The following is a 15854-nucleotide window of genomic DNA, read 5'->3' on the forward strand; positions in this document are numbered from 1 at the left end:
ATTAAGCAGTAAGCCGGTCATAAAACCGGTGGTTGTAAAAGAATTCGGTGGAGCGGTAGTTCAGTCGGTTAGAATACCTGCCTGTCACGCAGGGGGTCGCGGGTTCGAGTCCCGTCCGTTCCGCCACCCTAATTAGGGGCGTAGTTCAATTGGTAGAGCACCGGTCTCCAAAACCGGGTGTTGGGAGTTCGAGTCTCTCCGCCCCTGCCAGAAATCATCCTTAGCGAAAGCTAAGGATTTTTTTTGTCTGAAATAACCCTCTCCGAAGTAAATCCTTCCACCGGCATCCTTGCCGGCCATTTTGATTAATACACATCATCCAGTACGTTAATTTTCAATAGATCGCGAATCAACGCATTTTTATCGCTATTTTGCAGCCATATGGCATAGAGCGGTCGTGAAAGAGTTGTGCTGTCGACAACGGTATGCAGTCCGCCTTTCTTACGTGCCCAACTCACCGGTAGCCATGTGCAACCATTAAGCATCGCAATCTGTTGCTGTGCCAGTTCAGCAGAACTGGTTGTTAGCATTGGAACTTCATCAGCACCGATCAAACCAGCCTCATGTTGTTGAAAATCCGGCCCCCATTCCAGACGGAGATAGTTAAGCTCACCTTTTAGCTTAGAAGGGGCACTGGTATAGAGTGCTAAAGTAAAATGCCCCAGTAACTGACTACTAAATTCATCCATTTTGGGTGCTTCAGTAGTAATAAGAAGATCAAGCTGGCGTTCATGCAACTGTTTTACCAGAGACTGCCGTTGGGCAATTCGCGCTTCGAACTGTAAGCCTGTATGGGCATCCTGATTTTGATACAAGCGTCCCAGCCACTGATTAAGCACACATTCCCACAACGAGGCGCTGGCACCGATAGAAAACTCATTATGTCGTGAGGTATGCGCTACCTCCTTACGAGCGGTCTGCCAGGTGCTCATGAGTGTTTCTGCATAAGGCAAAAGCTTTTCACCGGCTGCGGTTAAACGGATATTGTTTCTGTGACGGGTGAAAAGATTCACACCCAGCTGATTTTCTAGTTGTCTGATCCGAAAGCTCACTGCTGACTGGGTCAGATAGAGCGATTCAGCCGCTCGGCCAAAGTGACGCGTTCGGCTAACTTCCAGGAAAGTTTTTAACAATTCCGTATCCACAGTGCTCTCCGCAAAATTATTTGTCGTTATGATTTAAATGTTTTGTTTTACACTCTGTCAAGCGTAACTAATACTCCGCGCCATAACTAGCTCGGTCAAAGAATTAGGAGCGTGCAGGATGGCGGAAAGCTTTACGACGACTAATCGATATTTCGACAATAAACATTATCCACGTGGATTCTCTCGTCATGGTGATTTCACCATCAAAGAGGCACAACTGCTTGAACGTCATGGTTATGCCTTCAATGAGCTGGATCTCGGCAAACGCGAGCCGGTTACCGAGGAAGAGAAACTCTTCGTAGCAGTATGCCGTGGCGAACGTGAGCCAGTGACAGAAGCAGAACGCGTGTGGTCCAAGTATATGACGCGTATCAAGCGTCCAAAACGTTTTCACACTCTTTCCGGCGGTAAACCGCAGGTCGAAGGTGCTGAAGACTACACCGATTCCGACGATTAATAAAAAGGGCGAAATGCCCTTTTTTTACGTCAGCAGCTTTTGCAAATGGATGAGCAAACGGTCGATAGCCCGATAACTTACAGCCTCTTGTAAATGCTGACGTGTGATGGCGTCAGACTGATCAATATCAGCTATGGTTCTTGATACTTTCAGTAACCGCTGCCAGGCACGAATCGATAACCCCAGATGGATTAGCGTTTCTTCCAGCCACTGTGCGTCCTCGCTCTCAAGCTTGCAAAATTGTCGTATTTCCGGACTATCCAGCCAGGCATTCAGTTTATTCTGCCGCTTAAATTGGCGCTCTCTGGCGGCCATTACACGTTGTTTAACGGTGGCGCTGCTTTCCCCCTGAATGACCGCTTTGCTCAAAATACCGGGTGGCGGTAGCGGGATCTCCAGTGAGAGGTCAAAGCGGTCAAGAAAGGGACCGGAGAGTCGGTTGAGATAGCGCAGCGTTTGTTCCGGCGTGCAGCGGTTATGGTTCCCTTGATAATGTCCTGTTGGGCTGGGATTCATCGCCGCAACAAGCTGGAAACGGGCTGGATAGGTTATTTTTGCTCGTGTGCGTGAAAGATGGATTTGCCCTGACTCTATGGGTTCCCGCAAGGCATCCAGTGTACGCCGTTCAAATTCAGGTAGTTCATCAAGAAAAAGTACGCCGTTATGCGCCAGCGAAATTTCACCAGGCCCGGGAATTGCACCACCGCCCACCATCGCTGTTAACGACGCACTGTGGTGCGGTGAACGGAACGGGCGCTGCCGCCATTGTTTTTGCACTGATTCGGCATTTACCAGACTTAATATTGCGGCACTCTCCAGTGCCTCTTCATTGCTTAAATCTGGCAACAGGCCATTAATACGGCTGGCGAGCATTGTTTTACCTGTTCCCGGCGGCCCAATCAGTAAAAGGTTGTGTCCGCCAGCAGCAGTAATTTCCAGTCCTCGCTTTCCTTGCTCCTGACCCACAACATCACTGAGATCATGTTGTAATACACTGGATACGGCATCAGTTGATTTAGGACGTTCGAGAGAATGTTTACCTTCCAGAAACGCACAGACAGTTTGTAGATGATCAGCTATCAGACACCCTTCACCGTTAATTAGCCCCACTTCAGCTTCGTTGTCTTTCGCGACGATAATCTTTCTGCCTGACTTAATGGCTTCAGTTGCGCTGGATATTGCGCCTGGAACACCACGCAGAGCGCCCGTAAGCGCCAGTTCGCCCACTAATTCATATTCATCCAACTGATTCGCTGTAAGCTGTTCAGAGGCCGCCAGCAATGCAATGGCGATAGGTAAATCATATCGCCCTCCTTCTTTCGGTAGATCGGCAGGAGCAAGGTTAATGGTGATTTTTTTCGCCGGATATTCATATCCGCTATTGATAATGGCGCTGCGTACGCGATCGCGGGCTTCTTTTACCGTTGTTTCTGGTAAGCCCACCATTGTTAATCCTGGTAGACCTTTACTGATATGTACCTCAACAGTGATCGGGGGAGCGTTTACTCCCAGGGCGGCACGAGTATGAACAATTGACAGTGACATAAGTCCTCCTTAAGCCACCATTATGAACATAAGAGATCCCTGCTGTAGTCTGCGAAATTGTGTTATTTAGCGGCTGATTCCCGTTTATTTATGCAAAGTAATTTGAGTTGTATTAGTGATGGAATCACTCTCGCAAAAATAAAAAGCACAAAAAATAGTCACTCAAAGAGCGCGAGAATTATACGGAAATTGAATTTTTTTCACTCACAAATTTTCATATAAAAAACAATGGTTTTTATAGAAATTATTATGAGAGTCATAAGAATCGGATAAAAAATATCTTGTGCTATTCGCAAAATCTATGGTAACTCTTTAGGCATTCCTTCGAACAAGATGCAAGAAAAGACAAAATGACAGCCCTTCTACGAGTGATTAGCCTGGTCGTGATTAGCGTGGTGGTGATTATTATCCCACCGTGCGGGGCTGCACTTGGACGAGGAAAGGCTTAGAGATCAAGCCTTAACGAACTAAGACCCCCGCACCGAAAGGTCCGGGGGTTTTTTTTGACCTTAAAAACATAATCGAGGAGCAGACAATGAATAACAGCACAAAATTCTGTTTCTCAAGATTCAGGACGGGGAACTAACTATGAATGGCGCACAGTGGGTGGTACATGCTTTGCGGGCACAGGGTGTGAACACCGTTTTCGGTTATCCGGGTGGCGCAATTATGCCTGTTTACGATGCATTGTATGACGGTGGCGTGGAACACTTGCTGTGCCGGCATGAACAGGGCGCGGTAATGGCGGCTATCGGTTATGCCCGTGCTACCGGCAGAACTGGTGTGTGCATCGCCACATCTGGCCCTGGCGCAACCAACCTGATCACTGGTCTGGCAGATGCGCTGTTAGATTCCATCCCTGTCGTTGCGATCACCGGTCAGGTGTCCGCACCGTTCATCGGCACCGACGCATTTCAGGAAGTGGATGTCCTGGGATTGTCGTTAGCCTGTACCAAACACAGCTTCCTGGTACAGTCGCTGGAAGAGTTGCCGCGCATCATGACCGAAGCGTTTGATGTCGCCAGCTCAGGTCGTCCCGGTCCGGTTCTGGTCGATATCCCTAAAGATATCCAGTTAGCCAGCGGTGACCTGGAACCTTGGTTCACCACCGTTGAAAACGAAGTGACTTTCCCACATGCCGAAGTCGAGCAAGCGCGCCAGATGCTGGCAAAAGCGCAAAAACCGATGCTGTATGTTGGCGGCGGCGTGGGTATGGCGCAGGCGGTTCCTGCTCTGCATGAATTTCTCGCTGCCACAAAAATGCCTGCCACCTGCACGCTGAAAGGGCTGGGCGCAGTCGATGCGGATTATCCGTACTATCTGGGGATGCTGGGGATGCACGGCACCAAAGCGGCGAACTTCGCAGTGCAGGAATGTGACCTGCTGATCGCCGTGGGGGCTCGTTTTGATGACCGGGTTACCGGCAAACTTAACACGTTCGCGCCACACGCCAGCGTGATCCATATGGATATCGACCCGGCAGAAATAAACAAGCTGCGTCAGGCGCATGTGGCATTACAAGGCGATTTAAACACACTGTTGCCTGCGTTACAGCAATCGTTAAATATCGATGAATGGCAGCAATACTGCGCACAAATGCGTAGTGAACATGCCTGGCGTTACGATCATCCTGGAGATGCTATCTACGCGCCGTTGTTGTTAAAACAACTGTCGGATCGTAAACCTGCGGATTGCGTCGTGACCACTGATGTGGGGCAGCATCAGATGTGGGCTGCGCAGCACATCGCCCACACTCGCCCGGAAAATTTCATCACTTCAAGCGGTTTAGGCACTATGGGTTTCGGTTTACCGGCGGCGGTTGGCGCACAAGTTGCGCGACCGAACGATACCGTCGTCTGTATCTCCGGTGACGGCTCTTTCATGATGAATGTGCAAGAGCTGGGCACCGTAAAACGCAAGCAGTTACCGTTGAAAATCGTCTTACTCGATAACCAACGGTTAGGGATGGTTCGACAATGGCAGCAACTGTTTTTCCAGGAACGATATAGCGAAACCACCCTTACCGATAACCCCGATTTCCTCATGTTAGCCAGCGCCTTCGGCATCCCTGGCCAACACATCACCCGTAAAGACCAGGTTGAAGCGGCACTCGACACCATGCTGAACAGTGATGGGCCATACCTGCTTCATGTCTCAATCGACGAACTTGAGAACGTCTGGCCGCTGGTGCCGCCTGGCGCCAGTAATTCAGAAATGTTGGAGAAATTATCATGATGCAACATCAGGTCAATGTATCGGCTCGCTTCAATCCGGAAACCTTAGAACGTGTTTTACGCGTGGTGCGTCATCGTGGTTTCCACGTCTGCTCAATGAATATGGCTGCCGCCAGCGATGCACAAAATATAAATATTGAATTGACCGTTGCCAGCCCGCGTTCGGTCGACTTACTGTTTAGTCAGTTAAATAAACTGGTAGACGTCGCACACGTTGCTATCTGCCAGAGCACAACCACATCACAACAAATCCGCGCCTGAGCGCAAAAGGAATATAAAAATGACCACGAAGAAAGCTGATTACATTTGGTTCAATGGGGAGATGGTTCGCTGGGAAGATGCGAAGGTGCATGTGATGTCGCACGCGCTGCACTATGGCACCTCGGTTTTTGAAGGCATCCGTTGCTACGATTCGTATAAGGGACCAGTTGTATTCCGTCATCGTGAGCATATGCAACGTCTGCATGACTCCGCCAAAATTTACCGCTTCCCGGTTTCGCAGAGCATTGATGAGCTGATGGAAGCTTGCCGCGAAGTGATTCGTAAAAACAATCTCACCAGCGCCTATATCCGTCCGCTGATCTTCGTAGGTGATGTTGGCATGGGCGTTAACCCACCAGCGGGATACACCACCGACGTAATTATTGCCGCTTTCCCGTGGGGAGCTTATCTGGGCGCGGAAGCACTGGAACAGGGGATCGACGCGATGGTTTCTTCCTGGAACCGCGCGGCACCAAACACCATTCCAACCGCTGCGAAAGCGGGGGGTAACTACCTCTCTTCCCTGCTGGTTGGCAGCGAAGCGCGCCGCCACGGTTATCAGGAAGGTATCGCGCTGGATGTGAATGGTTACATCTCTGAAGGCGCAGGCGAAAACCTGTTTGAAGTGAAAGACGGCGTGCTGTTCACCCCGCCGTTCACCTCTTCCGCGCTTCCGGGTATTACCCGTGACGCCATCATCAAACTGGCGAAAGAGCTGGGAATTGAAGTGCGTGAGCAGGTGCTGTCGCGTGAATCACTGTATCTGGCGGATGAAGTGTTTATGTCCGGTACGGCGGCTGAAATCACGCCAGTGCGCAGCGTCGACGGTATTCAGGTGGGTGAAGGCCGTTGTGGCCCGGTCACCAAACGCATCCAGCAAGCCTTCTTCGGCCTCTTCACCGGCGAAACCGAAGATAAATGGGGCTGGTTGGATCAGGTTAATCAATAAATACAAAAAATGGGACGGCACGCACCGTCCCATTTACGAGACAGACACTGGGAGTAAATAAAGTATGCCTAAGTACCGTTCCGCCACCACCACTCATGGTCGTAATATGGCGGGTGCTCGTGCGCTGTGGCGCGCCACCGGAATGACCGACGCCGATTTCGGCAAGCCGATTATCGCTGTTGTGAACTCGTTCACTCAATTTGTACCGGGTCACGTCCATCTGCGCGATCTCGGTAAACTGGTCGCCGAACAAATTGAAGCGGCAGGCGGCGTTGCCAAAGAGTTCAACACCATTGCGGTGGATGATGGGATCGCCATGGGCCACGGGGGGATGCTTTATTCACTGCCATCTCGCGAACTGATCGCTGATTCCGTTGAGTATATGGTCAACGCTCACTGCGCCGATGCCATGGTTTGCATCTCTAACTGCGACAAAATCACCCCAGGGATGCTGATGGCCTCTCTGCGCCTGAATATTCCGGTGATCTTTGTTTCCGGCGGCCCGATGGAGGCCGGGAAAACCAAACTATCCGATCAGTTAATCAAGCTTGATCTGGTTGATGCGATGATCCAGGGGGCAGATCCGAAAGTTTCTGACTCCCAGAGCGATCAGGTTGAACGTTCGGCCTGTCCAACCTGTGGTTCCTGCTCCGGGATGTTCACTGCTAACTCGATGAACTGCCTGACCGAAGCTCTGGGTCTGTCGCAGCCAGGCAACGGCTCGCTACTGGCAACTCACGCGGACCGTAAGCAGCTGTTCCTCAATGCCGGTAAACGCATTGTTGAATTGACCAAACGTTACTACGAGCAAAACGACGAAAGCGCACTGCCGCGTAATATCGCCAGTAAAGCGGCGTTTGAAAACGCCATGACGCTGGATATCGCGATGGGCGGTTCTACCAACACGGTTCTTCACCTGCTGGCGGCGGCACAAGAAGCGGAAATCGACTTCACCATGAGTGATATCGACAAACTTTCGCGTAAAGTCCCGCAGTTGTGCAAAGTTGCGCCGAGCACCCCAAAATACCATATGGAAGATGTTCACCGTGCTGGTGGAGTGATCGGTATTCTCGGCGAACTGGATCGCGCAGGGTTACTGAACCGTGATGTGAAAAACGTGCTCGGCCTGACCTTGTCGCAAACGCTGGAACAATACGATGTCATGCTGACTCAAGATGATGCGGTGAAAAATATGTTCCGCGCTGGCCCGGCGGGAATCCGCACTACACAGGCATTCTCGCAGGATTGCCGTTGGGATTCTCTCGATGACGATCGCGCTAACGGCTGCATCCGCTCGCTGGAGCACGCCTACAGCAAAGACGGCGGCCTGGCGGTACTTTACGGCAACTTCGCGGAAAACGGCTGCATCGTTAAAACGGCGGGCGTCGATGACAGTATTCTCAAATTCACCGGCCCGGCGAAAGTGTACGAAAGCCAGGATGATGCTGTAGAAGCGATTCTTGGCGGCAAAGTTGTCGCTGGCGATGTGGTTGTTATTCGCTACGAAGGCCCGAAAGGCGGCCCTGGGATGCAGGAAATGCTCTACCCAACCAGCTTCCTGAAATCGATGGGTCTTGGCAAAGCCTGTGCGCTGATCACCGACGGTCGTTTCTCTGGCGGTACGTCTGGCCTTTCCATCGGTCACGTATCGCCGGAAGCGGCAAGCGGCGGTAGCATTGGCTTGATTGAAGATGGTGACCTGATCGCCATCGACATTCCGAACCGTGGCATTCAGTTGCAGGTAAGCGATGCCGAACTGGCGGCGCGTCGTGAAGCGCAGGAAGCCCGTGGCGACAAAGCCTGGACGCCGAAAAACCGTGAACGTCAGGTCTCCTTTGCTTTGCGCGCTTACGCCAGCCTGGCGACCAGCGCCGACAAAGGTGCGGTGCGCGATAAATCGAAACTGGGGGGTTAATAATGGCTGACTCGCAACCCCTGTCCGGTGCCCCTGAAGGTGCCGAATATTTAAGAGCGGTGCTACGTGCGCCGGTCTATGAAGCGGCACAGGTCACGCCGCTACAGAAAATGGAAAAACTGTCGTCGCGTCTTGATAACGTGATACTGGTGAAGCGCGAAGACCGCCAGCCAGTGCACAGCTTCAAGCTGCGCGGCGCATACGCCATGATGGCAGGTCTGACGGAAGAACAGAAAGCGCACGGTGTGATCACCGCCTCGGCGGGTAACCATGCGCAAGGTGTCGCGTTTTCCTCCGCTCGGTTAGGTGTGAAGGCGCTGATCGTCATGCCAACTGCTACCGCCGACATCAAAGTCGACGCGGTGCGCGGCTTCGGCGGTGAGGTGCTGCTTCACGGCGCGAACTTTGACGAAGCAAAAGCGAAAGCGATTGAATTGTCTCAGCAGCAGGGCTTCACCTGGGTGCCGCCGTTCGATCATCCGATGGTGATCGCCGGGCAGGGCACACTGGCGCTGGAACTGCTCCAGCAGGACGCCCATCTCGACCGCGTATTTGTGCCGGTTGGTGGCGGTGGCCTGGCGGCAGGCGTAGCGGTACTGATCAAACAACTGATGCCGCAAATCAAAGTTATCGCCGTAGAAGCAGAAGATTCCGCCTGTCTGAAAGCGGCGCTGGATGCTGGGCATCCCGTAGATCTGCCGCGCGTGGGGCTGTTTGCTGAAGGTGTTGCGGTAAAACGCATCGGCGATGAGACTTTCCGCCTGTGTCGGGAGTATCTCGACGACATCATCACTGTCGATAGCGATGCCATCTGCGCAGCGATGAAAGATCTGTTCGAAGATGTGCGCGCAGTGGCGGAACCCTCTGGCGCACTGGCTCTGGCGGGAATGAAAAAATATATCGCCCAGCACAACATTCGTGGTGAACGACTGGCGCATATTCTTTCTGGTGCCAACGTGAACTTCCACGGTTTGCGCTACGTCTCGGAACGTTGCGAACTGGGCGAACAGCGTGAAGCGTTGCTGGCAGTAACCATCCCAGAAGAAAAGGGTAGCTTCCTGAAGTTCTGCCAGTTGCTTGGCGGGCGTTCGGTCACCGAGTTCAACTACCGTTTTGCTGATGCGAAAAACGCCTGCATTTTTGTCGGCGTGCGCTTAAGTCGCGGCCTCGAAGAGCGCAAAGAAATTTTGCAGATGCTTAACGACGGCGGCTACAGCGTGGTTGATCTCTCCGACGACGAAATGGCGAAGCTGCATGTGCGTTATATGGTCGGCGGGCGTCCATCGCATCCGTTGCAGGAGCGCCTCTACAGTTTCGAATTCCCGGAATCGCCGGGCGCGCTGCTGCGCTTCCTCAACACGCTGGGTACGCACTGGAACATCTCGCTGTTCCACTATCGCAGCCACGGTACTGACTACGGGCGCGTACTGGCGGCGTTCGAGCTTGGTGACCATGAACCGGATTTCGAAACCCGGCTGAATGAGCTGGGCTACGATTGCCACGACGAAACTAATAACCCGGCGTTCAGGTTCTTTTTGGCGGGTTAATGGTTCGGCAAAATCTTCCAGAACGCTTCAATCAGCGGCTCATGTAGCCGCTTTTTCTGCGCACAAACGCCCAGCTCAAACGGCGTTTTCTCATCGCTGCGATCAAGAATCATCACGCGGTTACGTACTGGTTCAGGGCTATTATCCAGCACCACTTCTGGCAGCAGCGCCACGCCACAGCCAAGCGCCACCATTGATACCATCGCTTCATGCCCACCAACCGTGGCGTAAATCACCGGGTTACTGATTTTGTTACGTCGAAACCACAACTCAATGCGGCGGCGCACCGGCCCTTGATCGGCCATGATAAACGGCACCGTTGACCAGTCGGGCTTTTCGACTGATACCTGATTACGCACCGGGCAGGGCAGCGCAGGCGCGATCAGCACCACCGCCAGATTCTCCAGCATCGAAAATGCCACCGCACCTGGCAGAGTCTCTGGCTTACCGGCTATCGCCAGATCCGCTTCTCCGGTAACCACTTTTTCCATTGCATCCGCCGCATCACCGGTAGTGAGTTTAATCTCCACCGACGGGTGTTCCGCGCGGAAGCGATCAAGAATCGGTGGAAGATGACTGTAAGCGGCGGTCACCGAGCAGAAGATATGTAATTCTCCAGAGAGCGACGGCCCTTGCTGGTCGATGGTGTGGCGCAATTGCTGATACTGCAACAGAGTTTGCTGGGCGAAAACGCGCAGCTCTTCGCCCGCTTCCGTCAGCGTTACCGTGCGGTTATCGCGTACAAAAAGCGGTTGGCCGAGATCTTCTTCCAGCCGCTGAATCTGCCGTGAGAGCGTGGATGGGCTAACGTGCATCGCCCGTGCGCTACGGCCAAAATGGCGGCTTTCTGCCAGATGTAGAAACATTTTCAGGTCGCGTAAATCCACAGTCTTAACCCCCAGTCATGACGTTGCAGAAATTGCAATGTGACGTTGTGAATATATCAATTTCCGCAATAAATTTCCTGTTGTAATGTGGTGACATTCTCGCTCAACAGCGAACCGAACAATAAGAAGCACAACATCACGAGGAATCACCATGGCTAACTACTTCAATACACTGAATCTGCGCCAGCAGCTGGCACAGTTGGGTAAATGTCGCTTTATGGGGCGCGACGAATTCGCTGACGGCGCGAGCTACCTTCAGGGTAAAAAAGTGGTCATCGTCGGTTGTGGCGCGCAGGGTCTCAACCAGGGTCTGAACATGCGTGATTCTGGTCTGGATATCTCCTATGCCCTGCGAAAAGAAGCGATTGCCGAAAAGCGAGCGTCCTGGCGTAAAGCGACCGAAAACGGTTTTAAAGTTGGCACTTACGAAGAGCTGATCCCGCAGGCGGATCTTGTCGTTAACCTGACGCCAGACAAACAGCACTCCGACGTAGTGCGTTCTGTTCAGCCGCTGATGAAAGATGGCGCGGCGCTGGGTTACTCTCACGGTTTCAATATCGTAGAAGTGGGCGAGCAGATCCGTAAAGACATCACCGTAGTGATGGTTGCGCCGAAATGTCCTGGCACCGAAGTGCGTGAAGAGTACAAACGTGGATTCGGCGTACCGACGCTGATCGCCGTTCACCCGGAAAACGATCCGAAAGGTGAAGGCATGGCGATTGCTAAAGCCTGGGCGGCAGCAACCGGCGGTCATCGTGCCGGCGTTCTGGAATCCTCTTTCGTTGCGGAAGTTAAATCAGACCTGATGGGTGAACAAACTATCCTGTGCGGTATGTTGCAGGCTGGTTCTCTGCTGTGCTTCGACAAGCTGGTAGAAGAAGGCACTGATCCGGCATATGCAGAAAAACTGATTCAGTTCGGTTGGGAAACCATCACCGAAGCACTGAAACAGGGCGGCATCACCCTGATGATGGACAGGCTCTCTAACCCGGCGAAACTGCGTGCTTATGCGCTGTCAGAACAACTGAAAGAGATCATGGCGCCGCTGTTCCAGAAACATATGGACGACATCATCTCCGGCGAATTCTCCTCCGGCATGATGGCAGACTGGGCCAATGACGATAAGAAACTGCTGACCTGGCGTGAAGAGACCGGCAAAACCGCGTTCGAAACCGCACCGCAGTATGAAGGTAAAATCGGCGAGCAGGAGTACTTCGATAAAGGCGTGCTGATGATCGCGATGGTGAAAGCTGGCGTTGAGCTGGCATTCGAAACCATGGTTGATTCCGGCATCATCGAAGAGTCGGCTTACTATGAATCACTGCACGAGCTGCCGTTGATTGCCAACACCATCGCCCGTAAGCGACTGTACGAAATGAACGTGGTTATCTCTGATACCGCTGAGTACGGTAACTATCTGTTCTCTTACGCTTGTGTACCGCTGCTGAAACCGTTTATGGCGGAGCTGCAGCCTGGCGATCTGGGTAAAGCTATTCCGGAAGGGGCGGTAGATAACGCGCAACTGCGTGATGTAAATGATGCGATTCGCAGCCATGCGATTGAGCAGGTTGGTAAGAAACTGCGCGGTTATATGACGGATATGAAACGTATTGCTGTTGCGGGTTAAGTGTGCGCTGATGCCCTCTCCCACAGGGAGAGGGAGAAAACACTCAAGGCCTTCTCCCGGAGAAGGCCTTGCTGTTAGTTACGGTACAGCACCTTAATAATGTGATATCCGAACTGGGTATGCAGCGGGCCAGTCGGCTCCAGCACCGGACAAGAGAAAACCACTTTATCGAACGCCGGAACCATCTGACCCTGGCGGAATTCACCTAAATCACCACCGCGTTTGCCTGACGGGCAAATGGAGTGTTTCTTCGCCAGCTTGCCGAAATCGGCGCCGTTCTTGATCTGCTCCAGAAGTTCCAGAGCCAGTTTCTCTTCTTTTACAAGGATATGCAGTGCTGCTGCTGTTTTTGCCATGATCGTGCCTTGAATTAAAAAGTGTCAGTCAGGGAGAGGGGCTGGTACATATATGGCAAAAGCCCGGAAAATCCGGGCTTCGCAGGTCCCTCAAGGGGAGTAAACTTAGGGCCTCTATGGGCTACAGAGTCATTATCGAGGATGGTGATTTTATTGTCAATTTATGAGCGATATGGCATTGATTGACTTAATGACCGCCCTCTGTATGTCTGCAACCAATTCATGCGGCAAACATTGATTAAGATACCCTCTATAAGTCCTTGCTCTGTTTAATCGATTTCGACTGACTTGTTGTACCAGGTCGGCTTTGGCCCAACGTATCTGCTGATCAAAGAATTGCAGGTCATTGATAACATTACTGGCTATTTCAACATGCATTCCACGATTTAACTTGTCATGGTCGCGAGTGGTTGATAATGGAACGACGATACATGCATTGCCATTAATTTTTCCATTGAGCACGACAACCAGCCTGTTTTTTATCATCTCAGGTGGAATGCGGCCATCGTAATACGCCGTACTGATCTGTCCATTCTGGCTAACAGGATAGTTACCAAAGTTGCATTCCAGTATTTCACCAACCTTAGGGCTGAAATTAATCGCCACGAGTAAACCTCTCCTTAGTAAACTCTGAAAAATAATAACACAACGTTACGACCCGATATTTTCTAAGTCTAATGGATTCACGATGAATTCCGGTTTCGGCCTTTCCTCTCTGATTTAAACATCAGTCGTTATCCGGTTAGCGGTTTACACTCGGTCACATTCAAATGCGATTCTGCTACAATCCTCCCCCCGTTCGAAGATTGAGCAATACTCCTATGCGTCTAAACCCCGGCCAACAACAAGCTGTCGAATTCGTTACCGGCCCCTGCCTGGTGCTGGCGGGCGCGGGTTCCGGCAAGACTCGTGTTATCACTAATAAAATCGCCCATCTGATCCGTGGCTGCGGTTATCAGGCGAGACATATCGCGGCGGTGACCTTTACCAATAAAGCAGCGCGCGAGATGAAAGAGCGTGTCGGGCAGACGCTGGGGCGCAAAGAGGCGCGTGGGCTGATGATCTCCACTTTCCACACACTGGGGCTGGATATCATCAAACGCGAGTATGCGGCGTTGGGGATGAAAGCGAACTTTTCGCTGTTTGACGATACCGATCAGCTGGCTTTGCTCAAAGAGCTGACCGAAGGACTGATTGAAGATGACAAAGTTCTGCTGCAACAGCTGATCTCAACCATCTCTAACTGGAAGAATGATCTCAAAACTCCTGCGCAGGCGGCGGCAGAGGCAAAAGGCGAGCGGGATCGCATTTTTGCCCATTGTTATGGGCTGTATGATGCGCACCTGAAAGCGTGCAATGTTCTCGACTTCGACGATCTGATTTTATTGCCGACGTTGCTGCTGCAACGCAATGAGGAAGTACGCGAACGCTGGCAAAACAAGATTCGCTACCTGCTGGTGGATGAGTATCAGGACACCAACACCAGCCAGTATGAACTGGTGAAACTGCTGGTGGGTAGCCGTGCACGCTTTACTGTGGTGGGTGACGATGACCAGTCGATCTACTCCTGGCGCGGTGCCCGACCGCAAAACCTGGTGCTATTGAGCCAGGATTTCCCAACGTTGAAGGTGATTAAGCTTGAGCAGAATTACCGCTCTTCCGGGCGTATTTTGAAAGCGGCCAACATTCTCATCGCCAATAACCCGCACGTATTTGAAAAGCGTCTGTTCTCCGAACTTGGCTATGGCGCGGAACTAAAAGTTTTAAGCGCGAATAACGAAGAACATGAAGCCGAGCGCGTTACCGGCGAGCTGATTGCGCATCACTTCGTCAACAAAACACAGTACAAAGATTACGCCATTCTCTATCGCGGCAACCATCAGTCGCGGGTGTTTGAAAAATTCCTGATGCAAAACCGCATCCCGTACAAAATATCCGGCGGTACTTCATTCTTCTCCCGCCCTGAAATCAAGGATTTGCTGGCTTATCTGCGTGTACTGACTAATCCGGACGATGATAGTGCGTTCCTGCGTATCGTTAACACGCCGAAGCGAGAGATTGGCCCGGCGACGCTGAAAAAGCTGGGCGAGTGGGCGATGACGCGTAATAAAAGTATGTTTACCGCCAGCTTTGATATGGGGTTGAGTCAGACACTGAGTGGACGTGGTTATGAAGCGTTGACCCGATTTACTCACTGGCTGGCGGAAATCCAGCGACTGGCGGAGCGGGAGCCTATCGCCGCAGTGCGCGATCTGATCCACGGGATGGATTATGAATCCTGGTTATACGAAACGTCACCCAGCCCGAAAGCCGCCGAAATGCGCATGAAGAACGTTAACCAGTTATTTAGCTGGATGACGGAGATGCTGGAAGGTAGCGAACTGGATGAGCCGATGACGCTCACCCAGGTGGTGACGCGCTTTACTCTGCGCGACATGATGGAGCGTGGCGAGAGTGACGAAGAGCTTGATCAGGTGCAACTGATGACTCTGCACGCGTCGAAAGGGCTGGAGTTTCCCTATGTTTACATGGTCGGTATGGAAGAGGGATTTTTGCCGCACCAAAGCAGCATCGACGAGGATAATATCGATGAAGAGCGGCGGCTGGCCTATGTCGGCATCACCCGCGCTCAGAAAGAGTTGACCTTTACGCTGTGTAAAGAACGCCGTCAGTACGGCGAACTGGTGCGCCCGGAGCCAAGCCGCTTCCTGCTGGAGCTGCCGCAGGATGACTTGATTTGGGAACAAGAGCGCAAAGTGGTCAGCGCCGAAGAACGGATGCAGAAAGGGCAAAGCCATCTGGCGAATCTGAAAGCGATGATGGCAGCAAAACGAGGCAAATAGCCATTTGTCTTGCCTGGGGCTGGTTGGATTAGATGGTCACGGCACCGGAAAGCGGAATTATTGCCGGATAAGATGCGTCAGCATCGCA

General features: G+C 52.1%; 15 protein-coding genes and 2 tRNA genes. 12 read left to right on the top strand and 5 right to left on the bottom strand.

Going from position 1 to position 15854, the window contains the following annotated elements; all coding sequences use genetic code 11:
• Positions 1 to 49 precede the first annotated feature (49 nt).
• Both C3D30_RS19265 and C3D30_RS19270 read left to right on the top strand, forming a co-directional pair.
• A tRNA-Asp gene (locus C3D30_RS19265) sits at positions 50 to 126 on the top strand.
• A gap of 8 nt (positions 127 to 134) precedes the next feature.
• Positions 135 to 210: transfer RNA gene (locus C3D30_RS19270), tRNA-Trp, on the top strand.
• A 95-nt stretch (positions 211 to 305) separates the two neighbouring features.
• On the opposite strand, the gene hdfR is transcribed toward C3D30_RS19270, so the two are convergent.
• Positions 306 to 1145: an HTH-type transcriptional regulator HdfR gene (hdfR, locus tag C3D30_RS19275; RefSeq protein ID WP_000379263.1), complete on the bottom strand. Its 840-nt coding sequence runs from the start codon at positions 1143 to 1145 to the stop codon at positions 306 to 308.
• Positions 1146 to 1263: 118 nt separating this feature from the next.
• On the opposite strand from hdfR, the gene maoP reads away from it, so the two are divergent.
• The gene (gene maoP, locus C3D30_RS19280) at positions 1264 to 1602 is read left to right on the top strand and encodes a macrodomain Ori organization protein MaoP (RefSeq protein ID WP_000841001.1); all 339 of its coding nucleotides are present in this window, start codon (positions 1264 to 1266) and stop codon (positions 1600 to 1602) included.
• 24 nt (positions 1603 to 1626) lie between these two features.
• Here the strand turns inward: maoP and C3D30_RS19285 are convergent, their stop codons facing one another.
• A complete protein-coding gene (locus tag C3D30_RS19285; RefSeq protein ID WP_000059004.1) occupies positions 1627 to 3147 on the bottom strand; it encodes a YifB family Mg chelatase-like AAA ATPase in 1521 nt (506 codons plus the stop codon).
• 350 nt (positions 3148 to 3497) lie between these two features.
• Between C3D30_RS19285 and ilvL the strand changes: the two genes are divergently transcribed.
• From ilvL to ilvA, 7 genes are all read left to right on the top strand, one after another.
• A complete protein-coding gene (ilvL, locus tag C3D30_RS19290; RefSeq protein ID WP_001311244.1) occupies positions 3498 to 3596 on the top strand; it encodes an ilv operon leader peptide in 99 nt (32 codons plus the stop codon).
• A gap of 86 nt (positions 3597 to 3682) precedes the next feature.
• A complete protein-coding gene (gene ilvX, locus C3D30_RS19295; RefSeq protein WP_001387183.1) occupies positions 3683 to 3733 on the top strand; it encodes a peptide IlvX in 51 nt (16 codons plus the stop codon).
• 2 nt (positions 3734 to 3735) lie between these two features.
• The gene (ilvG, locus tag C3D30_RS19300; protein ID WP_105287280.1) at positions 3736 to 5382 is read left to right on the top strand and encodes an acetolactate synthase 2 catalytic subunit; all 1647 of its coding nucleotides are present in this window, start codon (positions 3736 to 3738) and stop codon (positions 5380 to 5382) included.
• The gene (gene ilvM / locus C3D30_RS19305) at positions 5379 to 5642 is read left to right on the top strand and encodes an acetolactate synthase 2 small subunit (RefSeq protein WP_000983255.1); all 264 of its coding nucleotides are present in this window, start codon (positions 5379 to 5381) and stop codon (positions 5640 to 5642) included. The genes ilvG and ilvM overlap by 4 nt, the downstream gene beginning before the upstream one ends.
• A gap of 19 nt (positions 5643 to 5661) precedes the next feature.
• Positions 5662 to 6591, top strand: a complete 930-nt coding sequence (ilvE, locus tag C3D30_RS19310; RefSeq protein WP_105287281.1) for a branched-chain-amino-acid transaminase — start codon at positions 5662 to 5664, stop codon at positions 6589 to 6591.
• A 64-nt stretch (positions 6592 to 6655) separates the two neighbouring features.
• On the top strand, positions 6656 to 8506 hold the full coding sequence (ilvD, locus tag C3D30_RS19315) for a dihydroxy-acid dehydratase (protein ID WP_001127416.1): 1851 nt from the start codon (positions 6656 to 6658) through the stop codon (positions 8504 to 8506).
• A gap of 2 nt (positions 8507 to 8508) precedes the next feature.
• A complete protein-coding gene (ilvA, locus tag C3D30_RS19320; protein ID WP_000785603.1) occupies positions 8509 to 10053 on the top strand; it encodes a threonine ammonia-lyase, biosynthetic in 1545 nt (514 codons plus the stop codon).
• Here the strand turns inward: ilvA and ilvY are convergent.
• Positions 10050 to 10940 (bottom strand): HTH-type transcriptional activator IlvY, encoded by an 891-nt coding sequence (ilvY, locus tag C3D30_RS19325; protein ID WP_000365756.1) that lies wholly within the window; start codon positions 10938 to 10940, stop codon positions 10050 to 10052. The genes ilvA and ilvY overlap by 4 nt on opposite strands.
• A gap of 151 nt (positions 10941 to 11091) precedes the next feature.
• Between ilvY and ilvC the strand changes: the two genes are divergently transcribed.
• Positions 11092 to 12567 (top strand): ketol-acid reductoisomerase, encoded by a 1476-nt coding sequence (ilvC, locus tag C3D30_RS19330; protein WP_000024944.1) that lies wholly within the window; start codon positions 11092 to 11094, stop codon positions 12565 to 12567.
• Between the two features lie 74 nt (positions 12568 to 12641).
• Here ilvC and ppiC read toward each other — a convergent pair whose 3' ends face one another.
• Both ppiC and C3D30_RS19340 read right to left on the bottom strand, forming a co-directional pair.
• Positions 12642 to 12923: a peptidylprolyl isomerase PpiC gene (gene ppiC, locus C3D30_RS19335; protein WP_001140258.1), complete on the bottom strand. Its 282-nt coding sequence runs from the start codon at positions 12921 to 12923 to the stop codon at positions 12642 to 12644.
• Positions 12924 to 13079: 156 nt separating this feature from the next.
• A complete protein-coding gene (locus tag C3D30_RS19340; protein ID WP_000996704.1) occupies positions 13080 to 13529 on the bottom strand; it encodes a type II toxin-antitoxin system PemK/MazF family toxin in 450 nt (149 codons plus the stop codon).
• Positions 13530 to 13744: 215 nt separating this feature from the next.
• Between C3D30_RS19340 and rep the strand changes: the two genes are divergently transcribed.
• Positions 13745 to 15766, top strand: a complete 2022-nt coding sequence (gene rep / locus C3D30_RS19345; RefSeq protein WP_001238878.1) for a DNA helicase Rep — start codon at positions 13745 to 13747, stop codon at positions 15764 to 15766.
• Positions 15767 to 15854: the final 88 nt, after the last annotated feature.

It is taken from the genome of Escherichia sp. MOD1-EC5433 (assembly GCF_002966005.1).
GTDB classification, from domain to species: Bacteria; Pseudomonadota; Gammaproteobacteria; order Enterobacterales; family Enterobacteriaceae; genus Escherichia; species Escherichia ruysiae.